Genomic DNA, 22,997 nt, shown 5'->3' with positions numbered 1-22,997 from the left:
AAAAAAGGGTCGTTATATCTAGTCATTTTGGTGTTAATAAATATGAATAAAAAAAGAAACCGGACCCTTAAACGGGCTATAATACAGGTCTGATGTATATGAAGAGAATGCAATCAGGGAATCCTTCGGACGTCCTTAAATGGGCGGAGAAGGGATAAATAGAATAAATTCGCTTGTAAATCAGTTGGTCGTGAGATAAAACTGAAAGTAACCCCTCTTCAAACTTATTTTTGAAGAGCCTCGCACTTTGGAGTTCCCCGGATATAAATACCGGGGGACTGTGGCGGGGAAATCGTGCTTTCATGAATGAATCCACACCTTTTATTATTATATTATCAATTAAAATATTCATTTCTATGATAAAGATACAGCCGTTTGAAACGAGAACACAGTTGAGTAACAGGGATAGTCTGAGTTTCGGGCATGAGATAGAAATAATTATTGACATTAAAGGTGCCGATGTTTTTGGGATAAACGATGTATTCTCTGATTATAAAGCGAAGTTGCAAGCATTCAATGATTCTGTCATCTATATACCTAAAAATGCTTATACGGAACAGATGAAGAGAGTCAGCCAGCAGCGTCAGAGCCTTCATATTGCCATAGTTATTGAGATAAAAAACTATCTGAGGCATTTCGATATAGTAAGAATAAATGCCGCCACGCATCTAAAGCCCCTTGCCGATTCGTTTTTAAGGGTGCAGAAGCTGTCGTTTGACAATCAGACAAATTTTATAGACAATTTCTTGCAGACGCTGGCCTCGGATGAATATAAAAGGGAAGTCGCCCTGCTGGAATTGGGTAATTGGACGGATGAACTTAAAAGGGTGAACGACATTTGTGAGAAGCTGACATTGAAACATTATAAAGAACACTCCGGAAAAACCGGAAAAGGAAATAGCGGAACAACGCGCCTCGCCTATGAGGCGTCTTATAATATATTGGTGGAAAAATTGAATGCACTGGAAAGGGTCGACGGTGATGAAAGTTATGCAGAGCTTTTCACATGGTGGAATGCGCGTATCGACCATTACCGTGCGATGACCTCCAATAACCTCAGGCCGTGAGGTCTTACGTAACCGTATATGTCATGAGACATAGATTACTTAAATCATTCTAAGCCCCGGAAATAATCGGTATTTCCGGGGCTTTTTTTCTATTCCCGCACTCTCTTTTTCATCTTTCCGTTTTAGTATACTTTACCGTTTTGACAGGCTGACCTTTTCAAAATGGAAGGGTTGCCTCTTCCGGCGTTACACTGCGTTTTTCTGATAAGTATTTGTGATACAGTTCTTAACGGGTTGTTGCCTCCGCTTTGGCACGGCTTTGGCATATAGAAGGGCAAAATGATTTGTATAAACGATTAAAAGACAAAGCTATGTTAGAGAATGAAATTGTATCATTTATTTTTTTATGTGCGGTAGGTAGCCTTTGCTACTGGTTTTTTTTCAAGTGTGTAGATTGGTTCGAAAAGATTTAAAGGAAGGAGGAGAGATATGTTCGTAGCACTGTTTATACTCTGCCTGATTATCTTCGGGTATCTGATGTATGTGTTGATTAAGCCCGAAAAGTTTTAAACAAATATGAAGGTAAAAAGATGAATACGGAATTATTAGGTAGCATCGCGCAAATAGTACTCATGGTCGTGCTGGCCTACCCGCTGGGGAAGTACATTGCAAAAGTTTATAAAGGGGAGAAGACCTGCCTGGACTTCATCGCCCCGGTGGAAAGATGGATTTTTAAACTGTGCGGCATCGACCCGAACGTGGAAATGAGTTGGAAGAGTTTCCTCAAAGCATTGCTGACCATTAATCTGTTTTGGTTTTTCTGGGGAATGTTCCTACTGTATTTCCAGCAGTACCTGCCGTTGAATCCCGACGGCAATGCGAGCCAGTCGTCGCACCTGTCGTTTAATACCTGTATCAGTTTCATGGTGAACTGTAACTTGCAGCATTACAGCAGCGAGAGCGGGTTGACTTATTTTACACAGTTGTTTGTCATCATGCTCTTCCAGTTTATTACGGCGGCAACGGGTATGGCGGCCCTGGCGGGAGTTTTCAAGGCGATGGCATCGAAATCGACTAATACGATCGGTAACTTCTGGAATCTGATGATGAAGAGCTGTACACGTATCCTGCTGCCGTTGGCGTTGGTGGTTGGTTTTATTCTGATTATAGAAGGTACGCCGATGGGATTCGACGGCAAGATGAAGCTGACGACGTTGGAAGGACAGGAACAACTTGTTTCGCAAGGTCCGGCTGCTGCAATCATCCCTATCAAACAGTTGGGAACGAATGGTGGTGGTTACTATGGGGTTAACTCTTCGCATCCGCTGGAAAACCCGTCTTACCTGACGAATATGGTGGAATGTTGGTCCATCCTTATACTGCCGATGGCGATGGTGTTTGCATTGGGATTTTATCTGAAACGGAAGAAACTTGCCTATTCGATATTCGGGGTGATGCTGTTTGCCTACCTCGTGAGTGTCGGCATCAATACATACTATGAAACGAAGGGGAACCCGATGATCTCGGCTATGGGAATCGACCAGCAGGCCGGTGCCATGGAAGGAAAGGAAACCCGCCTCGGTCCGGCTGCCACCGCTTTGTGGAGTTGCACGACGACGGTGACTTCCAACGGTTCGGTGAATGGTATGCATGATAGCACGATGCCGCTGTCGGGAATGATGGAGATGTTGAATATGCAGATTAATACCTGGTTCGGCGGTGTAGGCGTGGGATTCATGAATTATTACGCTTTCCTGATTATCGCTGTCTTTATCAGCGGGTTGATGGTCGGGCGCACGCCTGAGTTCCTGGGAAAGAAAGTGGAGGCACGCGAGATGAAGATTGCGACGATTGTGGCGCTGGCTCATCCGTTCGTTATCCTGATCGGCACGGCGGTGGCATGCTATTATTGGGTATATAATCCGGCCTTTGTGGAGGCGGAAGGAGGGTGGCTGAATAATCCTGGCTTCCACGGACTTAGCGAGATGCTTTACGAATATACGTCGTCTTCGGCAAACAACGGGTCGGGATTTGAAGGACTGGGCGATAATACCTATTTCTGGAACTTCACGACTGGCCTGGCACTGATTATCAGCCGTTATCTTCCTATCGTCGGGCAGGTTGCCATTGCGGGACTGCTGGCACAAAAGAAATATATCCCGGAAAGTGCAGGGACATTGAAGACAGATACGGCCACATTTGCCGTGATGACGTTCAGCGTAATCTTTATCGTTGCCGCCCTGTCTTTCTTCCCTGCGCTGACGCTGGGGCCGATAGCAGAATATTTCTCGATATATTAATAACGATTGATTGAATTAATACGTATCACAGTTTATTAAATTATGAATGTTTATTAGTAAAAACTGATTGTAACTTTTTCCCCTCTTGAGAGGGGGCAGGGGGTGTGTCATATCTCAGCCTGTAAACCGGCTTTATCATGCTACCCTCAATATAAATTAAACTATTTCCATGTTAATGCATTTTAAGCCTGCTTTATTGATATGTGTTAACACACCCCCTACCCCCTCTCGAGAGGGGAGAAGTTACTCCCGGCACTATAAGCATCTAGCTGATATTTTCCGGTATATGAAATTAACTCTGTCAATAGATATACAATTTATATCGAAACATAAAAAGAATAAGTAATATGAAAAATAATAAAGCCGCTTCCCTGTTTCCCAGGGAGCTTGTTATAGAAAGTTTGAAGCAATCGTTCGTGAAGCTGAACCCGAAGACGATGTTCAAGAATCCAATCATGTTTATCGTGGAGGTTGTCACGTTCGTAATGCTCTTTGTTACCATCTGGTCCGCTGCGACGGGCGACCACACGCAGGGTTCGTTCGGATACAATATGTTGGTTTTCATTGTGCTGTTTGTCACCTTGCTCTTTGCCAATTTTGCCGAGGCAATAGCCGAAGCACGCGGCAAAGCGCAGGCAGACAGCTTACGGAAAACTCGTGAGGAGACACCTGCCAAATTAATCGGTGCGAATGGCAGTATCACGACAGTCAGCAGTTCGCAACTGAAGAAAGGCGATGTTTTTATCTGTGAGGCAGGCGATACCATCCCTTCCGACGGTGAGATTATCGAAGGACTCGCCTCTATCGACGAAAGTGCCATAACAGGCGAATCGGCCCCGGTCATCCGCGAGGCAGGCGGCGATAAAAGTTCGGTAACGGGCGGTACGAAAGTTTTGTCTGACCAGATACGTGTGAAAGTGACTACGCAGCCAGGCGAAAGTTTCCTTGATAAGATGATCGCCCTGGTTGAGGGCGCTTCCCGCCAGAAAACACCCAATGAGATTGCGTTGACTATCCTGCTGGCAGGTTTTACGTTAGTGTTCGTGGTTGTTTGCGGGACGTTGAAGCCTATGGCTGATTATTCGAATACACAGATTACGATTGCTGCCTTTATCTCCTTGTTCGTCTGCCTGATTCCGACGACGATCGGAGGACTGCTTTCTGCTATCGGCATCGCCGGCATGGACCGTGCCTTGCGTGCAAATGTAATTACCAAATCCGGCAAGGCTGTAGAGACGGCAGGTGATATCGACACGCTGCTACTCGATAAAACAGGAACGATCACGATTGGCAACCGTAAGGCAACCCAGTTCTATCCTGTAAAATGGATTGACGAACAGGCATTTGTTCAGGCTTGCCTGATGGCATCCTTATCCGACGAAACGCCTGAGGGTAAATCTATTGTGGAACTGGGACGCGAAAAGGGTGTCCGCATCCGCGACCTGAGTACGTCGGGTTCCCGCATGATTAAATTTACGGCGGAAACGAAATGTTCCGGCGTCGACCTGAAAGACGGAACACGTATCCGCAAGGGAGCTTTCGATGCCATCCGCCGGATGAGCGAGGCTGCCGGAAATAAATATCCGGAAGAAGTAGCCGAACTGGTGGAAAAGATTACCAGCAACGGAGGGACGCCGCTGGTTGTTTCGCAGGATGATTTTATCATCGGTGTGATTGAGTTGCAGGATATTATCAAGCCGGGAATACAGGAACGTTTTGAACGTCTCCGCAAGATGGGTGTCAAGACCGTTATGGTGACAGGCGATAACCCGCTGACTGCAAAATATATCGCTGAAAAGGCTGGCGTAGACGACTACATTGCCGAAGCCAAGCCGGAAGATAAAATGAACTATATCAAGAAGGAGCAGGAAGCCGGCAAACTGGTCGCCATGATGGGTGACGGAACGAACGACGCTCCCGCACTGGCCCAGGCAAACGTCGGTGTTGCCATGAACAGCGGTACGCAGGCAGCCAAGGAGGCCGGAAATATGGTGGACCTCGACAACGACCCGACCAAGCTCATCGAAATCGTTGAAATCGGTAAACAGTTGTTGATGACGCGCGGAACGCTGACCACATTCAGTATCGCAAACGATGTTGCCAAGTATTTTGCCATCGTGCCGGCTTTGTTCATGGTCGCTATCCCACAGTTGGCAGCATTGAATATCATGCACCTGCATAGTCCGCAAAGCGCGATACTCAGTGCAGTTATTTTCAATGCGCTCATCATCCCGATACTGATTCCGTTGGCATTGCGCGGTGTGGCTTACAAGCCGATCGGGGCCTCTGCCCTGCTTCGCCGCAACTTGCTCATCTATGGGGTAGGAGGGATAATCGCTCCGTTCGTCGGCATCAAGCTGATCGATTTGGTGGTAAGCATGTTTATGTAAATAATTATCCTTATAGGATAAAAGATAAAAATGTATAATGACAGCGTCTTCACCCTGTAAGGACATACAAATCAATATAGTGCCAGCGTCTTTGCCCTGTAAGGACATACAAATCAATGTGGCGCCAGCGTTTTCGCCCTGTAAGGGCGTAACAAATCAGCCCAGGTTTCAACCTGGGGAATCCTTAGGTTCTTCTTTTATTATAGCACCCTGTAAGGGTGCGACAAGATAAATACTGGCTTTTTTATCTTGTATTACCCTTACAGGGTAAAAGAGAAGAAAGGAAATATTACCAACCCCAGGGTTGGAACCCTGGGCTAATATGTATCACCCTTACAGGGTGAGTAAAACAGGCTTTTATTATTGAACTTATATTATTAACGGTTATATTTTAAATAACAAACAAGTATGATATCAACTCTTTTCAAATCATTTAAACTGACAATAGCATTCAGTCTGTTGTTTAGTATCTGCTACATATTCGTCTTATGGATTTTTGCACAGGTAGCAGGCCCGAACAAAGGCAACGCCGAAGTTCTTGAACTCGATGGCAAAATCGTGGGAGCCGCAAACGTAGGCCAGAACTTCACGGAGGACATCTATTTCTGGGGACGCCCCTCTTGTGCAGGCGACGGCTACGACGCTTCCTCTTCCGCCGGAAGCAACAAAGGCCCTTCCAACGAAGAATACCTTTCGGAAGTCAAAGCCCGCATCGACACCTTCCTCGTTCATCATCCTTATCTGACACGTGAGGAAGTGCCCGCCGAAATGGTCACCGCCAGTGCTTCCGGACTAGATCCCGATATCTCCCCGAAAGCCGCCTATGCACAGGTACAACGTGTCGCACAGGCCCGAGGCCTCTCGCCCGAAAGCGTCATGGCTCTGGTGAGCAGCCATACCGAAGGACCATTATTAGGTTTGTTCGGCCCGGAGAAGGTCAATGTCCTGAAATTGAATATCGCTTTGGAAAAGGCAGAGAAAAATAAATAACAATCGTATCGAAATACCAAACGCAGGGTAAAAATCATCAGATAAACGTATTTATGGGCAAATACCTAGGTAAAAACGCATAAAAACAAATATTTATGGGTTAAATCGGCGGCGTAGTCCCCAAATAAATATATCGAATGATGAATACCCTGGTAAGAATGCATAAAACAATGAATATATCCATAAAACGCATAGTAACGGCGTTTCTGTTACTGTTTTTCACCTCTTTTACATGCGTCATGGCTCAAAAAGACGATAGCGGAGCCGCATTTACCGTGCAAGGGGACCTTGTGAGTTCGTATCTTTGGAGAGGGTTCTATCAAACGGGAGCAAGTTTCCAGCCGACCCTCGCTTTTAGCGTCGCCGGCTTCTCCCTGACAGCGTGGGGATCGACCGATTTCGACGGTTATAAATCTTCGGAAGGTGCCGCCAACAAGGAAATCGACCTGACGGCAGCCTATACCTTCGGCAATTCCGGACTTACCCTATCCATCGCCGACCTGTGGTGGGCCGGACAGGGCGCGAACAAATACTTCAACTTCAAAAGCCATGAAACCGCCCATCATTTCGAGGCCGGATTGGCTTATACGCTTCCCGTGGAGAAATTTCCCCTCTCCGTTGCCTGGTATACTATGTTTGCCGGACAAGACAAGGACGAGGACGGCAATCAGAACTATTCTTCCTACGTCGAACTCAATTATCCGTTTCGTGTGAAAACTGTCGACCTGACCGCCACCTGCGGTTTCCTTCCCTATACCTCTTACGGAGTTTATACGGGGGCGAAGACGAACGACGGATTTGCAGTTACCAACGTCGCGCTGAAAGGAAGTACCACTATAAAGTTCAGCGATTCATTCTCTTTGCCTATATTTGCGCAGGCTATTTGGAATCCCCGTATGGAAGATGCACATGTAGTCTTTGGAATCTCGCTAAGACCGTGGTAATCTGAAACAAGCAACTCATGGACAGAGAACAGAGCGTACAACACTTTTTAGATTTGCTGAAAAAATCCCGCCGTGGAAATTTCAAGATATACATCGGCATGATTGCCGGTGTGGGGAAAACGTACCGTATGTTGCAGGAGGCGCACGAATTGCTTCGGAGCGGTATCGACGTGCAGGTCGGTTACGTGGAAACACACGGCAGGGTTGAAACGGAGGCGTTGGTCGAAGGTCTACCTTTGATACCGCGCCGCCGGTCATTTTATAAAGGAAAAGAAGTGGAGGAGATGGATTTGCAGGCTATCCTGAATATCCATCCGGAGGTCGTGATAGTAGACGAACTGGCGCACACCAACATCGAAGGCAGCAAGAATGAAAAGCGCTGGCAGGACGTTACGGACATTTTGGAGGCGGGCATCAGCGTCATCACCGCCGTCAATATCCAGCATCTGGAAGGGTTGAACGAGGACGTGCAGGATATAACCGGCATCGAGATAAAGGAACGCATCCCCGACAGTGTCCTGGAGCAGGCGGACGAGGTGGTGAATATCGACCTGACAGCCGACGAACTGGTGAAACGCCTGACAGCCGGAAAAATATACAAGCCGGAAAAGATTCAGACGGCGCTGAACAACTTCTTCAAGTCTGAAAATATTCTTCAGTTGCGCGAACTTGCCCTGAAAGAGGTTGCGCTACGTGTCGAGAAGAAGGTGGAGAGCGCGGTCCCCGTCAATACAGGTGTCCGGCATGAAAAATTCCTGGCTTGCATCAGCAGTCATGAGAAGACGCCGCGTAAGGTCATCCGCAAGGCTGCCCGGCTGGCTACCCGCTACAACACGAAATTTTTTGTCCTCTACGTGCAGACGCCCCGCGAAAGTATCGACCGCATCCCGTTGGCAAACCAGCGTTACCTGTCGAATCATTTCAAGCTGGCAACTGAATTGGGAGGCGAAATCATACAAGTGCAGTCCAGAAGCATCCCCGACAGTATTATCGAAGTATGCCGCGAAAAGCAGATTTCGACCGTCTGCATCGGGAAGCCTGCCTTTACGCTTGTTTCCGTGTTCCGTGCCTGTTTCCAATACCGGAAATTGCTGAATAGCTTGTCGCAAATGAATATTGACCTGATAATATTGGCATAATATGTTACAGTCTGTTAGTCTAAAGATTAAAACGAAGCTCACCTATGGTATAGGTCTGCTGTTTGCAATGATTGTCCTGCTGGGCGGTCTTTCGGTAAAGAATATCTACCGCATGTCGGCGGATACGCAGAATATCCTGGCGGATAATTACAATACGCTCCTGTATTCGCGCCGTATGCTGGATGCCCTCGAACGTATCAAGACCGACCCGGTGGCGCGTACCGAGTTCGAAAAGAACCTGAACCTGCAAAAGGAGAATATAACGGAAGTGGACGAGAATGTCGCGACCACCCATCTGGTTACGCAATACGAATCCATGAAAAAGGATATGAACGACGCCTCCATCCAACGTGTCCGCATGGCGTTGAACGAGGTGATGAGCCTGAACATGGCTTCCATCTACCGGAAAAGCCAGGTGGCGGAGCATACGGCACATGAAGCCTTGCTGTGGATTTGCATCCTCGGCATCACCTGCATCCTGATAGCCTTTGCCTTCCTGATCCGCCTCCCCCGGTCCATCAACACGCCGATCCGCAAGCTGACAGACGGTATCATGGAGATTGCTAACCATAATTACGAGAAGCGCCTCGACCTTGGGAAATATGAAGAGTTCGCCGCCGTCGCCAACTCCTTCAACCGGATGGCGGAACGGCTGACCGAATATCGTAAAAGTACGCTGGCGGATATTATCCAGGGGAAAAAATACATCGAAGCCATCGTCAACAGCATCACCGAGCCGATCATCGGACTGGACGGGAACCGTAAAATACTTTTCGCCAACGATGTCGCCCTGACAATCCTCAATCTGAAACGTGAAAATGTCATCGGCAAGTCTGCTGCCGAACTGGCGCTGAAAAACGATCTCCTGCGACGCCTCGTGCGCGAACTGGTGCAACCCGACGAAAAGAAGGAACCGCTCAAAATTTATGCTGATAACAAAGAAAGTTATTTCAAGGTGCAATACATTCCCATCCATTTGACGGACGGGCAGAAAGACGTCAGCCAATACGTCGGCGACGTTATCCTCCTGAAAAACATCACCGAGTTCAAGGAACTGGATTCGGCAAAGACGACCTTCATTTCGACCATCTCTCATGAACTGAAAACACCTATTTCAGCCATCATGATGAGCCTCAAACTCCTGGAAGACCAGCGGGTAGGCGATATGAACAACGAACAGAAGGCGCTTGCCGAAAGCATCAAGGAAAGCAGCGACCGCCTGCTCGAAATAACCGGCGAGTTGCTCAAGATGACGCAGGTGGAAACCGGAAAACTGCAACTGAACCCGAAAATCACCAAGCCAATCGAACTGATAGACTATGCCATCAAGGCGAACCGTGTGCAGGCGGAGCGTTTCGGCTGCCATATAGAGGTCGAGTATCCGGAGAAAATCTCCAAACTCTTTGTCGACAGCGAAAAGATAGCCTGGGTCCTGACAAACCTTTTGTCGAACGCCATCCACTACACGCCGGAAAACGGACGCATCATCATCGGTGCCCGGCAGGAAGGCAAAGTCGTGGAGATATTCGTCCGCGATTTCGGCAAGGGCATCGACCCGCGTTACCACCAGAGTATCTTCGACCGTTACTTCCGCGTTCCCGGTACGAAAGTGCAGGGTAGCGGCCTCGGACTGGCTATCAGCAAGGACTTCGTCGAAGCTCATGGCGGAACCATTCGCGTGGAAAGCGAGATAGGAAAGGGCAGTACCTTTATCGTTTCATTTAATGTCTGATAATAAGTAAGAAAACACAGTAAACAATCATGAAAGTATTAAAATTTGGCGGTACATCTGTCGGCTCGGCCCGACGGATGAAGAACGTCGTATCCATTATATCCGGCGGTGAACCTAAAATTGTCGTCTTATCGGCGATGGCCGGAACAACTAATTCGCTGGTCGACATCACTCGTTGTTTCTATCGCAAGGAGGTCGATGAGGCCAATAAAATCATTACCCGTCTTGAACAGGCTTATGCCGGCCATATCGAGGATTTATATACCTCTGTCGCCTATAAGGAAAAGGCGCTGGAACTGGTAACGGAACGTTTCAATGAAATTTGGGCGTTTGCCGGTACACCTTTTACCGTCTTCGATGAAAAGGTGGTGCTGGCGCAGGGTGAATTGATTTCCACGGGCATGATGCATCTTTACCTGCAAGAGCAGGGAATGAAGTCGGCATTGCTTCCGGCCCTCGATTTTATGCGGATAAATGCCGACGGTGAGCCGGATATGTCCTACATCGAAGAGCATCTCGGAAAACTGCTGTCCCGCTTCCCGGACACGGATATCTTTATCACCCAGGGTTTCATCTGCCGGAACGCATACGGCGAGACAGATAACCTGCAACGCGGAGGAAGCGATTACAGTGCTTCCCTGATCGGAGCGGCCGTCCATGCCCGTGAAATACAGATATGGACGGACATCGACGGTATGCATAACAACGACCCGCGCGTAGTAAACCATACCGCTCCTGTCCGCCAGCTTAACTTTGAAGAGGCGGCGAAGCTCGCTTATTTCGGAGCGAAGATACTCCATCCTTTTTGCATCCGCCCGGCAAAGGAAAGCAATATTCCGGTCCGCCTGCTGAACTCCCTGCAACCCGATGCTCCCGGAACATTAATCTCGAATACCGCGGAGAAGGGCAGAATCAAGGCGGTAGCAGCGAAAGACAATATCGTCTTCATCAAAATGAAGTCGTTGAATATCCTGCCGCCTCATAAGTTCCTGAGCACGGTGTTCGATACATTCGCCCGCTACAAAACGGCCGTCGATATGGTGACGACCTCCGACATAGGCATCTCCGTGACGACCGACAATCCCGAACATTTGCAGGAAATAGTAGGCTGCCTGGAGAAATATGCAACAATCAGTGTCGAAAAGGATATGGTAATCGTCTGTGTGGTGGGCGACCTTGAATGGCAGAACGTCGGCTTCGAGGCAAGAATCATAGATGCGTTGAAAGACATTCCCGTGCGGATGATTTCTTACGGGGGAAGCAGCAGCAATGTCTCCCTGGTGATGAAGTCTGCCGATAAAACGCGTGCATTGCAGGCACTGAGCTCCCGTCTGTTCCCGAAACCGGATGAGACGGAAGCGATTGGTGCCTGAAAACAGAAGCGTGTCAAAAAGAGGCTGACCTCTGTTTTGACACGCTTCCCTGTTATTCAGGAAACCTTACGGATAAGGTTTTTCTTTATTTCTTTTCTTTCAGTAAGTCACGTATTTCAGTCAGCAACTGAACATCGGCTGGCGGAGCGGGAGGGGCGGCAGGCGCTTCTTCCGTTTTCTTTTTATTCAGGGCATTCATCCCTTTTACCATCATAAAGATAGCGAACGCGATAATGATAAAGTCGAAAGTCACCTGTATAAAATTCCCGTAATTGATTGTGACGGCAGGCGTAATGACTTTATCGCCTTCCATAACCGCCTGTTTCAGCACGATTTTCAAATCGGTAAAGTTGACACCACCCACCAGTAACCCTACGGCAGGCATGATAATATCTCCAACGACCGAAGATACGATTTTTCCGAAAGCACCACCAATGATGATACCGACAGCCATGTCAACGACGTTGCCGCGCATGGCAAACTGTTTAAATTCTTGTAAAAACTTTCCCATACATATTCGCCTTTTTTATGTTATAACCATAAATGATTGCATTTGGTTGCGAATATACAAAGTTTAGTTAAAATATCAGGCAAGAATTAGCTTTTCTATATCTTCATCCACGGTACTGATGGTTCCGATGCCGAAGTTTTCAACCAGTACCTTCGCCACGTTCGGTGAAAGAAATGCCGGCAACGTCGGTCCCAGGTGAATGTTCTTAACGCCCAGGCTCAGCAACGCCAGCAGGACGATAACCGCCTTCTGTTCATACCACGCAATGTTGTAAACAATTGGCAGCTCATTGATATCTTCCAGTCCGAAAGCCTCCTGCAACTTCATGGCGATAACGGCTAATGAATAACTGTCGTTGCATTGTCCGGCATCCAGCACGCGGGGAATGCCGCCGATGTCGCCGAGCGGCAGTTTATTGTAACGATATTTGGCACAACCGGCTGTCAGGATTACGCAGTCGGAAGGCAGTTCGCTGGCGAACTCCGTATAGTAGTTACGGCTTTTCATTCGTCCGTCGCAGCCGGCCATCACGACGAATTTACGGATGGCACCGCTCTTAACGGCATCGATCACCTTGTCTGCCAACGCCATAACCTGGTTATGGGCAAATCCTCCGGTGATCTGTCCGTGCTCGATTTCTTTGGGCGTATCACATCGTTTGGCATGGGCTATGATTTCCGAGAAGTCTTTCGTCCTGCCGTCTTCCCTTGACGGAATATGTTTCCATCCCGGAAAGCCTGTCGAGTTGGTTGTATACACACGGTCTTTATAAGAAGCTCCTTCCAGTGGCGGAACGATACAGTTGGTCGTGAACAGGATGGGTCCGTTGAAGCTCTCGAACTCTTCCCGTTGTTTCCACCAGGCATTTCCGTAGTTACCGACAAAATGTTTGTATTTCTTGAAGGCCGGGTAATAGTTGGCCGGAAGCATTTCGCTGTGCGTATATACATCGACTCCGGTTCCTTCCGTTTGTGCAAGCAGCTCTTCCATATCTTTCAGGTCATGGCCGCTAATCAGAATGGCCGGATTGTTGCGTACACCGATGTTCACCTGTGTGATCTCCGGATTACCGTAACTGCTGGTATTGGCCTTGTCGAGTAATGCCATTGCTTTTACACCGTAACTGCCGGTTTCCAAAACGAGTGCCGTCAATTGTTCGGCTGAAAGGTCTTTCCGCAAAGTTTCGGCAAGGGCATGCTGTATGAAAGCATGTAAATCCTTTTCCTCGAATCCCAGATTGCCGGCATGTTCGACATAAGCTGCCATTCCCTTTAAGCCGTAGATGATGAGTTCTTTCAGGGAACGGATATCGGGATTGGCTTCACGCAACACACCGACCGTAAGGGCTTTTCCTTCGAAAGTACTTTCGTTGCCTTTCCAGACCAGTTCATCGATGACCGGCAGTTCGATGCCGTATCCGGTCGCCTCTTCTTTTAGCTGCTCCCTAAACTTCAAGCCATTGACAATTCGGCCGGTAATACTCTCTATATCGAAGTTCGCATTTGTTATAGTAGAAAAGAGCGCATCGACAACGAAACGGTTGATATGCGCGGGAACTTCTACTCCGGCATTCCGTAACAGGGTAGCCACAACGGAAACACCTTTGGTGACAAATAAAAGCAGGTCCATCCGGTTGGCCGTTTCATCATCCTTCCCGCAGACACCCTTGATAGTACAACCGGTACCTTTCGCAGCTTCCTGACACTGAAAACAAAACATTTTTGCATCCATACTATTCTATAATTTATTGGTTTATATTATTCCGAAACAAAAGTAGGACAGGCCGGTCTCTTATATTGTACCAAATGTTACAAACGCGGATATTTCTTTGATAAACGCGGTCATACTTTCATTTGGATACGGGGGAAACATGTGTCGGTTCCTATGTCATTTTATTTATCTGCTGATGTAAGTTGTTGCCGACGTCCTCGACAATATTGCCGACACTGTCGAAAGCTTTGCCGACGTCGTCGATTATTTTGCCGACAGCGTCGGCAACAACTTACATCAGCAGGAGAATAAGGTTTCTTCCGTATCTTTTCCTATATTTGCCTGTATATATAATTGAATAAGTCTGTATATATAAATGAACATGATAGCAATTCTTTCTAAATCCATATTATTCCGGAATATCCCGGAATCAGACATTTCCGGTTTGTTGGAGACAACGGCTTACCGGGTCGCATCTTACCGCCCAAAGGACATTATAGCTTTGCAGGGAACGCCATGCAATTATCTGATGATCGTGTTGAACGGACTTTTGCAGGGACAGATGGTGAATGATGCGGGTAAACTCGTTGTTATTGAAGAATTGGAAGCGGCTCAGTTGTTAGCCCCCGCTTTTTTATATGCCCCAAAAAACAATTTGCCGGTAAATATCATCGCCATGGAGCCGTCAGAGATTTTATTTATCCATCGGGATGATTTTACCGTGTGGATGCAGCAGAACAGGCAGCTTCTTCAAAACTTCCTGATGCTGATATCCGGCAGGAGCCATTTCCTGAGTGACAAGATTATGTTCTTGTCTTTGAAGAATATAAAGAATAAGATAGCGGATTATTTGCTTCATAAACTGCCGGACGCGTGGTCTACGGTGATTCATCTGACCGATACTCAGCAGGAGATAGCCGATTCATTTGGTGTGACCCGTCCTTCGTTGGCACGTGCATTGGCAGAGATGGAGCAGGAAGGAATTATTTCTATAGACAGGAAAGTGATAACGATTTGTAACATGCAGCTTTTGCGGCAGATGGGGCAATAAAGCATCCAATCGGAAACAGTTTTGCCAGCCAATATCCTTAATAAGGATTAAAAGAAATTAATCCGTCAGCCCGATATACCGACTTCGGTCGGCTTTTAATTATCTTTGTAACTGAATTTTAGAACAGTGCCACAAACCGACCTCTTATAGTTTCAAAACCAATTGTTTTCTATTTAATTTTTTTGAATATCAGTCAAAGTCGAACTTTATTTAATTACATGATGAAAAGGGATTTATTTATTAAGTTAGTATTTATATGGGGATTATTTACCGGATTTACAGATATACATGCAGCCGGAGTAACTGAACCGGATAGGGCCAGTGATATTGTCTATGCGCTCCCGATAGAGAAAGTGATTCCGATTTTTGGCAGTCACTATAGTAAAACAAATAATAGTTTTAATATTTATGACAAGTGGGGGGATGAAAAGACAACACCTTCATTAGCACAGACTGAGGATGGCTTTAATCTTGTTAAATTATCGAATTTCGATTACCATCCATTGACTTTTTATAATTCACCTGCCGACTTATCGACGGCTACATACATAAATATAGATGCTTTTTTTAGCAAGGATGTCAGTACTGTAGGAATAAAATTATATCCGTCAGGTAACACGGATTATGAGTTTACCAGTAATAAAACATATAAAAAGGGAAAATGGCATTCCATCCAAATCCCTTTAAGCGAATTTGCTCGTGTTAAAGGAGACGAGGCGCTCCAAACAACTGCTTCTATGCTATTAAGCGTGCAAGGTGATGACGTTGGAGTTACTGCTTATCTTGACAATATCTATTTTTCTACAGAAGCAAATGAACCGATGGAAATACCGGCTGCTTTAATACCGGAACGCTCCGCCGCCAATGTCGTTAATTTCTATAGCACTAAATATGGAACAGGCACTGAAGTAGTCTTTTTAGAGTGGGGAGGAAAATATAATGTTTCAAAAAAAGAAGATAATGAAGGTAATGAATTGCTTAAATTATACGGGTTTAATACGGGTGCAATCCAGTATAATCTCAATAATCAAATACTGGAAATTGGAGATAACAACAAATTTCATTTAGATGTGTATGCGGGAAATGCCATTCCGGCTTTTAAAGTAACATTGATGCTTTATGATAATAGGATAGGCAATGCGGAAAATATCGAATTTGAAACACCGGAATATAATCTGGCTGCCAATGAATGGCATACTATTGATATTGATATCGATGATTTCCTGGAAGATACAGAGCGTAAAATAAGTACAATTCAAATCCATACCGGAAGCAGTAATAATACGATCTATTTGGATCATATCTATTTTTATAATGATGAAGATATCATTCCCGTAGAAGGTGCCCCGGAACACATGCTTATCTTCCTCCCGTGCAATTAAATCCGGCGAATGTAATTTCTGTATTCAGCGATGCTTATGAAAACGGACTTTCGGATGGCTATCCCGAAATTGCTGATTGGGAGCAAAGCACTATAGATGCAATTGTTCGGCAGGGTAATAACTCCATTTACCAGTTAACGAAAACAAATCAATTCCCTCTTAAACTAGGAAACGTCAATCTTTCGGGAATGGATTCTTTGCATATCGATGTCTATTCGCCGGATGCAATATCTTTGAGCATTACGCTTGATGGCGGGACTAAACATTCTATTCCTCTAACGCTTGTTTCGAACGAATGGAACCGTATAAATATTGCATTATCAGAGTTTACAGATGTGCCTTTGGAAGAAGTTCATTATCTATCTCTTGAAGATGGAAATGAAAAGACTTTCTTTATTGATAATATTTATTTCTTCAAGAAAAAGGAACTATTCACTCCTTCTCCGATTGAGAATCTGAATAAGAAGTTGGGAAAAGGGATCAATTTAGGGAATATCTATGACCAATCGAATCTGGTATGGAATGATGCTTACGTTGCGATGGTAAAAGAACAAGGATTTACACATGTTCGTCTGCCCATCCGTTGGGATAATGACGGCAGAAGTATGAATGAAAAGCCTTATAATATTGATGAAGCGTTTATGCTTAAAATTAAAGCTGCCATTGATAAGATTCTTGCTGCCGATTTAAAGCTCGTCATCAACATGCATCATTATAACCCTTTAATGGAGTTATCGGGAAATGAACAGGCGAAAGAAATGGAGCGTTTCCTTGTTTTGTGGGCTCAAATTGCTGAGTATTTCCAGAATTATCCGGAGGATTTAGTCTTCGAAATACTCAATGAACCCAGAGATAATATGACGGTTGCGCTATGGAACGAATTGCTGGAAAAAGCTATAAATACCATACGAATAACGAATCCGAATCGGGCCATAATGGTTGGTACGACAGATTGGGGAACGGTCAATGGATTGGATGGATTAATACTTCCACAGGATAATCATCTTATTTTGACAGTCCATTATTATAATCCAATGCCGTTTACTCATCAGGGGGCTGAATGGTCCGGTAATCCTCCGGTAGGATATAAGTGGTATGATTCACAGAGTGATAGGGAGGCCGTAATAAATGATTTTAACCTTATCAGAGATTTTTCTGCGAAAAACAATAATATCCCTGTCCACATCGGTGAGTTCGGTACGTATGACAAAGCGGATCTGGATTCGCGCCTGCTCTGGACTACCTTTGTCACACGTACGATTGAGCGGTATGGTTACAGTTATGCCTATTGGGATTTTGGAACTGACTTTGGAATTTATGACGTTGCCACCGGACAATTCCGTCAGCATTTATTGGATGCTTTATTTACAAATAAAATTCCGAAAAAACCAATGGATTTGCATATTGTTGGGAGCGAAACCGTCTATGACAGCAATATAGATAAAGGTAGCAACTGGAACACCGGTTGGATTAACCAAACAAGTCATTGGATTAACTCTTGGGATGATGGTGAGCTGAAAGTTTCTATCATTAATGGTGGTGAAAATTCTTGGGACGTTCAACCGATTTTACTCACCAGCCTTGAAATGGGAGCGGTATATACAGTCACATTTACTGTCAGCGGAGATACTGAAGGTTTCACTTTTTCAAATTATATCGGGAAAAATGGTACCGCTTATATTCCCTATGGACCAAATTTATCTTTCTCTGCCAAACAGCAGGAGGAGACATATTCTTATACTTTTACTATGTTGAGGGAAACGGATGATGCTGCACGTTTTACTTTAGATATGGGAGGAAAGGGAACAGGAACTATCACATTCAAAAACATCTCTATAAAAAAAGGAACTTTGGCTATAAATGCTGCCGCTGTTCCTGAAATGGAAGAATCTGATGTATCTACAGTTTTTAGCTCTTTCTATACTGACGACTTACAGACTGTCGCATTTCCGGAAATGGACTTAACCATAAAAGGAGAAGAGGAAGATGTGAAAGGGAATAAAGTTATAAAACTGGAGAATTTCGATAAGCAGAATATCACTTTGGGAACATCTGTCCAGCTGAACGATAAAGGTCGTCTTTGTCTGAATGTATTTCCCAGAAGTAAAATGAGTCTGAAAATAACGGTTGGTAATGATACTGTAGAACAAGAATATAGTTATGATTTAAAACCTCATACATGGAATGCCCTTGATATGGATTTGGCCGGACTTCTTATTAAAACAGAAGGGAAGATTAACAGGATTAATTTATCCTGTGCTCCCGGAGGTCGGACGCTGTATCTTGATCATATTTATTTTTATGAAGAAAGTGAGGGAGAAGAACCTTTAGAACCGGAAGAACCAGTCGGACCTACTGTAGCTGCTCCTACTCCTTTACAGGCAGAAAGCAGAGTTGTTTCTGTTTTCAGTGATGTTTATGCAAACATTCCTTATTCTTTTGACAGTCAGGAGGGGCAAACGACTAAAGTGGATGTTGTTAAAATAGCAGGCAATAATACATGGAAATTGACTAACACCAATTCATTGTTTATCAACTTGGATAATTTAAAGGTCGATCACCTTGAACAATTACATCTGGATGTATGGACGCCTGATGCAGAAATATTTAGTATCTATTTGTCAGACGGAGTATTGGAAACTCCGGCTATAAAGATGGCAAGTATCGAGCAGAGATGGAACGCTTTGGATATACTTCTGTCTGATTATCAGAAATATATTAATATGGCAAATCTTTATTCTATCCGGCTGGAATCAAATAAACCTGGTGCTTATTATATTGACAATTTATATTTTTATTCAAGCCCGGCAACTGATAATAGTGCTATCCAACAGGTGAATGATATAACTTGTAGAATAATAAATAACCAATTGTTTGTTGAGTCACAAACTCCGCTTCGTTCCGTAATTATTTCTGATGTTTCCGGACGTATAAACAGTAACATAAAGGTGAATGGGGCTACTGCTGTGACTATTGATTTAAACTCAATGAGTAATGGGGTTTATTTCCTGCGGGCAGTTTGTTCCGATGGAAAAATAAAAACAACTAAGTTTCTGAAAAGATAAAACTGGATAAAAATAAACCCACAATTTTCTAAAAAAAGAGTGGGTTTATTTTTTTAAGTAATCTATACCGGACCAGGTATTACTTATTCAGGAAAGAACTTTTCATTCTGGCAATATCTGTCAGATAATCCTGCAAATCCTGTTCATGTTCTTCTTCCATAGCCAGGATATGTTTGGCTATTTCGCAGGTAGTAAAGTCTTTGCCATCTGTAAATTCGGCAATTTGCTGGTATCTGACAATGGCGCAACGTTCTGAAGCGACATTCTGGTTTAGCAGGCTGACAACATCGAAGTCATTTGGTACGTCATATTTGCATCTGGCCAGTTCGAACCATTGTTTCGGATCGAGAACGGGAACACCTTCCAGTTCGATGATACGGTCGGCCAATAGTTTGGCATGACCTAACTCTTCGTTGGCATGTTCTTCAAATTCAGCCTGTACGTTTGCACGCATAGCACCTTCTGCAACCAAAGCGCCTACCCAATATTGATAGTATGCTAACCATTCTTCTGATAATGCAGCGTTAAGCTGTGATAACAAACTTTCTACGTCTAGTTTTTTCTGTAGAATCTTAACACTTTCTTTTGCCATAATTGTAAAATTTAGTTTAGTATAATGCTCGTTCGTACTGTTCAAACAATACTGTCGTGTGTTTGTTCATACTAAACTAAATTGGAACGGTAATTTATTATTTTTTCTATTATGTTAGATATAGGCTTTCCGGTAGAGAGCAAGAAGGTCTTCGACGGTAACATCTCTCGGATTGCCGGGAGTACATACATCTGCATAAGCTGATTGGGCCAGTTGTTCCAGGTCTTCTTCCTTTACTCCGATCTCGCTTAGTTTCTGTGGAATGCCGATTTTCAGGGATAGTTGTTTGACGGATTCTACTGCAGCGACGGCTGCCGCTTCATCGTTCATTCCTTGTATGTCGCATCCCATTGCTTGTGCTATTTTCTTATATTTCTGAATGGAAGAAGGCATATTATATTCCATCACATAAGGAAGTAACAAAGCATTGGCAACTCCATGAGGTATGTTATAGAAAGCTCCCAGGGGATGAGCCATTCCGTGTACGGCTCCTAATCCGACGTTACTGAACCCCATACCTGCAATATATTGAGCTACTGCCATACCATTACGCGCTTCAAGATCATGGCCGTTGGCAACGGCCGCAGGAAGATGGCGGGCAATCATTTCAATGGCTTTCAGTTCAAACATATCTGACATTTCCCAGGACCTTTGGTATATAACCTTCGATTGCATGGGTGAGCGCATCCATGCCGGTCGCTGCGGTGAGCGATTTGGGCATGGAACTCATCAGCTCAGCATCGACGATTGCCAGGACTGGAATATCATTCGGGTCTACACAGACCATTTTCTTGACATTCTCTTCGTCGGTAATCACATAGTTGATAGTTACTTCTGCTGCTGTTCCTGCCGTAGTTGGCAAAGCTATAATAGGAACGGATTTGTTTTTGGTATTGGCTACACCTTCCAGTGAAACGACATTTGAGAATTCTGGGTTATTAGTAATAATTCCTATTGCTTTTGCCGTATCTGTCGGGGAACCGCCTCCTATGGCTATGATGAAATCGGCAGCAGATGCTGCATATGCTTTTACGCCGGCTTTTACATTTGTAACAGTTGGGTTTTGTTTTACTTCTGCAAAAGTGGTGTAGGGGATAGCCGCCTGTTCCAATATGTCGGTAACCTGTTTTACTACTCCAAATTTTACAAGATCATTATCTGTTACGATAAATGCTTTTTTAAGGTTTCTCCTTTTTACTTCTTCAGGGATAACACTCCTTGATCCCGAACCAAAGTAAGATGTTTCATTCAATACGATTCTGTTCGTGTTCATGATCGTTTTTCTTTTGTTATGTATTGTAATAGGGCGTCAAAAGTAAAGCATTACCAGTTTCTGAAACTTATAAATATGATATTTATGGTTTCAAAACTGATAATGCTTTTATGTTAGGATTATTGTCGTTTAATCGTCCAGTTTGCCGAACTTGCCGGCTCCCAAATCAATGTAAGCTTGTTTTAATTCTGCCACGTTATTCATAACGAACGGACCATATGCTGCAATAGGTTCTTTGATCGGTTCACCACTCATTATAAGTACAGTAGCTTTGTTTACAGCGTGGATGGTGAACGTTTCTCCTTTAGTTTCAAATAAAGCAAAATAATCGGTTGGAACCAATTCATTATTATTGATCTTTACGGAACCTTCAACGACTAAAATAGCAGTATTGTAATCTGCCGGAAATGAAAATTCAGCATTTCCACCTTTGTTTAGTTTAGCATTGAACAGATGCATCGGGGTAAAAGTAGATGCTATTCCGTTTGTATTCTGATATTTGCCTGCAATAACTTCTACCAGACCTGTGTTATCGGATAATTCGACTTTTGGTATCTGACTGTTTTCGATAGATTGATATTTAGGATCGGCTTTCTTATCCCTGGCGGGAAGATTGATCCATAATTGTACAATGTGGAATTCGCCTCCTTTCCGGCTGAAACTTTCTTCGTGATATTCCTTATGAAGTACTCCGGATGCGGCTGTCATCCATTGGATATCGCCCGGGCCGATCACGCCGCTGTTGCCTCTGCTGTCGTGATGGGCTACTTTTCCTTTATATACGATTGTGACGGTCTCAAACCCACGATGAGGGTGTACTCCGACTCCTCTCGGTTCTTTACGTGGAGAGAATTCCATTTTTGCATTATAATCTAACAGAATGAAAGGATTCATACGTTCCCTGCTTAGTTGTTCCAAATGCGGTATGAAATTATGAACTCTGAATCCGTCTCCAACCATATGCGGGGCAGGCGGAGCTATGATACTTTCTACTTTTTTTATTGTCATAAAATAATCTCTTTATTTTTTAGTAAAACAAAAAAGAAAACGGCTTTGTTGTTATAATTCGTTATTCCCATATTATAATGTATAGGGAAGGTTCTTGAAAAGATCTTAAGTTAGGCAATAACGCCTGAATTTTAAGGATAGTTGCAGAGTGAGACTTTGTTTGATTTTTTTATGCCTGTAACGATCAGTCGTTCAGAATTATAGTCTGTCAGTAACGATTTAGTTGAAAAAATAATCCCATAAAAGTTTGGAGCGTATGTTGTAAAGCACTACTTTTGCATCCGCATTCGAGAGAGAACGGCACTGCAAAACATGATGAAAAAAACTTTTAGAAAAACTTCCTAAAACATTTGGAAGTATGAAATAAAAGTTCTTATCTTTGCATCCACGTTCGCTAAAATAAAGCGAGTGTAACAATAAGAGTTCTTTGAAAGATTTACATATCAACAAGTAGTACAAGTATTAGAAATTAATACCGTCAATAACTTGAAATAAATACGAATTCTGAGCATAGAGATATAACAATTTAA

General features: G+C 44.4%; 16 protein-coding genes and 1 pseudogene. 12 read left to right on the top strand and 5 right to left on the bottom strand.

Features of this window, described 5'->3' with window-relative positions:
• Positions 1-356: 356 nt before the first annotated feature.
• The 9 genes from DXA15_RS20110 (at position 357) to DXA15_RS20070 (ending at position 11,875) form a co-directional block, all read left to right on the top strand.
• A complete protein-coding gene (locus DXA15_RS20110; RefSeq protein WP_128135210.1) occupies positions 357-1,067 on the top strand; it encodes a DUF6261 family protein in 711 nt (236 codons plus the stop codon).
• A gap of 429 nt (positions 1,068-1,496) precedes the next feature.
• On the top strand, positions 1,497-1,577 hold the full coding sequence (locus DXA15_RS28110; RefSeq protein ID WP_118318664.1) for a potassium-transporting ATPase subunit F: 81 nt from the start codon (positions 1,497-1,499) through the stop codon (positions 1,575-1,577).
• A gap of 20 nt (positions 1,578-1,597) precedes the next feature.
• A complete protein-coding gene (gene kdpA, locus DXA15_RS20100) occupies positions 1,598-3,307 on the top strand; it encodes a potassium-transporting ATPase subunit KdpA (RefSeq protein ID WP_128135209.1) in 1,710 nt (569 codons plus the stop codon).
• Between the two features lie 347 nt (positions 3,308-3,654).
• The gene (gene kdpB, locus DXA15_RS20095) at positions 3,655-5,697 is read left to right on the top strand and encodes a potassium-transporting ATPase subunit KdpB (protein WP_128135208.1); all 2,043 of its coding nucleotides are present in this window, start codon (positions 3,655-3,657) and stop codon (positions 5,695-5,697) included.
• A gap of 408 nt (positions 5,698-6,105) precedes the next feature.
• Positions 6,106-6,687 carry a K(+)-transporting ATPase subunit C gene (locus tag DXA15_RS20090; RefSeq protein WP_128135207.1) on the top strand — a complete coding sequence of 194 codons (582 nt, stop codon included), beginning with the start codon at positions 6,106-6,108 and terminating at the stop codon, positions 6,685-6,687.
• Positions 6,688-6,926: 239 nt separating this feature from the next.
• Complete coding sequence (locus DXA15_RS20085) at positions 6,927-7,631, top strand: TorF family putative porin (protein WP_233567477.1); 705 nt, start codon at positions 6,927-6,929, stop codon at positions 7,629-7,631.
• Between the two features lie 17 nt (positions 7,632-7,648).
• Complete coding sequence (locus tag DXA15_RS20080; RefSeq protein WP_128135206.1) at positions 7,649-8,770, top strand: sensor protein KdpD; 1,122 nt, start codon at positions 7,649-7,651, stop codon at positions 8,768-8,770.
• A gap of 1 nt (position 8,771) precedes the next feature.
• Complete coding sequence (locus DXA15_RS20075) at positions 8,772-10,502, top strand: ATP-binding protein (RefSeq protein ID WP_128135205.1); 1,731 nt, start codon at positions 8,772-8,774, stop codon at positions 10,500-10,502.
• A gap of 29 nt (positions 10,503-10,531) precedes the next feature.
• Entirely contained in the window at positions 10,532-11,875 is a 1,344-nt protein-coding gene (locus DXA15_RS20070) for an aspartate kinase (protein WP_128135204.1), read from the top strand.
• 85 nt (positions 11,876-11,960) lie between these two features.
• Here DXA15_RS20070 and mscL read toward each other — a convergent pair whose 3' ends face one another.
• Complete coding sequence (gene mscL / locus DXA15_RS20065) at positions 11,961-12,386, bottom strand: large-conductance mechanosensitive channel protein MscL (RefSeq protein WP_007659472.1); 426 nt, start codon at positions 12,384-12,386, stop codon at positions 11,961-11,963.
• A 75-nt stretch (positions 12,387-12,461) separates the two neighbouring features.
• Positions 12,462-14,117: a hydroxylamine reductase gene (gene hcp / locus DXA15_RS20060; RefSeq protein ID WP_128135203.1), complete on the bottom strand. Its 1,656-nt coding sequence runs from the start codon at positions 14,115-14,117 to the stop codon at positions 12,462-12,464.
• Between the two features lie 361 nt (positions 14,118-14,478).
• Between hcp and DXA15_RS20055 the strand changes: the two genes are divergently transcribed.
• The 3 genes from DXA15_RS20055 to DXA15_RS27095 all read left to right on the top strand — a co-directional run bounded on the left by DXA15_RS20055 (position 14,479) and on the right by DXA15_RS27095 (position 19,594).
• Positions 14,479-15,147 carry a Crp/Fnr family transcriptional regulator gene (locus DXA15_RS20055; protein ID WP_044215266.1) on the top strand — a complete coding sequence of 223 codons (669 nt, stop codon included), beginning with the start codon at positions 14,479-14,481 and terminating at the stop codon, positions 15,145-15,147.
• 182 nt (positions 15,148-15,329) lie between these two features.
• Complete coding sequence (locus DXA15_RS20050; RefSeq protein WP_128135202.1) at positions 15,330-16,529, top strand: hypothetical protein; 1,200 nt, start codon at positions 15,330-15,332, stop codon at positions 16,527-16,529.
• Positions 16,520-19,594, top strand: coding sequence for a cellulase family glycosylhydrolase (locus DXA15_RS27095; protein WP_233567476.1), 3,075 nt, complete (start codon positions 16,520-16,522; stop codon positions 19,592-19,594). The genes DXA15_RS20050 and DXA15_RS27095 overlap by 10 nt, the downstream gene beginning before the upstream one ends.
• 79 nt (positions 19,595-19,673) lie before the next feature.
• On the opposite strand, the gene DXA15_RS20025 is transcribed toward DXA15_RS27095, so the two are convergent.
• From DXA15_RS20025 to DXA15_RS20015, 3 genes and pseudogenes are all read right to left on the bottom strand, one after another.
• A complete protein-coding gene (locus DXA15_RS20025; protein WP_007659478.1) occupies positions 19,674-20,186 on the bottom strand; it encodes a ferritin-like domain-containing protein in 513 nt (170 codons plus the stop codon).
• A gap of 114 nt (positions 20,187-20,300) precedes the next feature.
• Positions 20,301-21,459 (bottom strand): annotated as a pseudogene (gene fucO / locus DXA15_RS20020) (lactaldehyde reductase).
• 129 nt (positions 21,460-21,588) lie between these two features.
• A complete protein-coding gene (locus tag DXA15_RS20015; RefSeq protein ID WP_128135201.1) occupies positions 21,589-22,467 on the bottom strand; it encodes a pirin family protein in 879 nt (292 codons plus the stop codon).
• Positions 22,468-22,997: the final 530 nt, after the last annotated feature.

The organism is Parabacteroides sp. AM58-2XD, assembly GCF_003463685.1.
GTDB lineage: Bacteria > Bacteroidota > Bacteroidia > Bacteroidales > Tannerellaceae > Parabacteroides > Parabacteroides segnis.
Note: the sequence above shows the minus strand (reverse complement) of the source record. Positions and strands in the feature narration are given on the sequence as shown.

What these genes read in the sequence shown, in the direction of transcription:
- DXA15_RS20110 (WP_128135210.1), top strand. Translation starts at nt 357, where the DNA reads ATGATAAAGATACAGCCGTTTGAAACGAGAACACAGTTGAGTAACAGG.
- DXA15_RS28110 (WP_118318664.1), top strand. Translation starts at nt 1,497, where the DNA reads ATGTTCGTAGCACTGTTTATACTCTGCCTGATTATCTTCGGGTATCTG.
- kdpA (WP_128135209.1), top strand. Translation starts at nt 1,598, where the DNA reads ATGAATACGGAATTATTAGGTAGCATCGCGCAAATAGTACTCATGGTC.
- kdpB (WP_128135208.1), top strand. Translation starts at nt 3,655, where the DNA reads ATGAAAAATAATAAAGCCGCTTCCCTGTTTCCCAGGGAGCTTGTTATA.
- DXA15_RS20090 (WP_128135207.1), top strand. Translation starts at nt 6,106, where the DNA reads ATGATATCAACTCTTTTCAAATCATTTAAACTGACAATAGCATTCAGT.
- DXA15_RS20085 (WP_233567477.1), top strand. Translation starts at nt 6,927, where the DNA reads ATGGCTCAAAAAGACGATAGCGGAGCCGCATTTACCGTGCAAGGGGAC.
- DXA15_RS20080 (WP_128135206.1), top strand. Translation starts at nt 7,649, where the DNA reads ATGGACAGAGAACAGAGCGTACAACACTTTTTAGATTTGCTGAAAAAA.
- DXA15_RS20075 (WP_128135205.1), top strand. Translation starts at nt 8,772, where the DNA reads ATGTTACAGTCTGTTAGTCTAAAGATTAAAACGAAGCTCACCTATGGT.
- DXA15_RS20070 (WP_128135204.1), top strand. Translation starts at nt 10,532, where the DNA reads ATGAAAGTATTAAAATTTGGCGGTACATCTGTCGGCTCGGCCCGACGG.
- mscL (WP_007659472.1), bottom strand. Translation starts at nt 12,386, where the DNA reads ATGGGAAAGTTTTTACAAGAATTTAAACAGTTTGCCATGCGCGGCAAC.
- hcp (WP_128135203.1), bottom strand. Translation starts at nt 14,117, where the DNA reads ATGGATGCAAAAATGTTTTGTTTTCAGTGTCAGGAAGCTGCGAAAGGT.
- DXA15_RS20055 (WP_044215266.1), top strand. Translation starts at nt 14,479, where the DNA reads ATGATAGCAATTCTTTCTAAATCCATATTATTCCGGAATATCCCGGAA.
- DXA15_RS20025 (WP_007659478.1), bottom strand. Translation starts at nt 20,186, where the DNA reads ATGGCAAAAGAAAGTGTTAAGATTCTACAGAAAAAACTAGACGTAGAA.
- DXA15_RS20015 (WP_128135201.1), bottom strand. Translation starts at nt 22,467, where the DNA reads ATGACAATAAAAAAAGTAGAAAGTATCATAGCTCCGCCTGCCCCGCAT.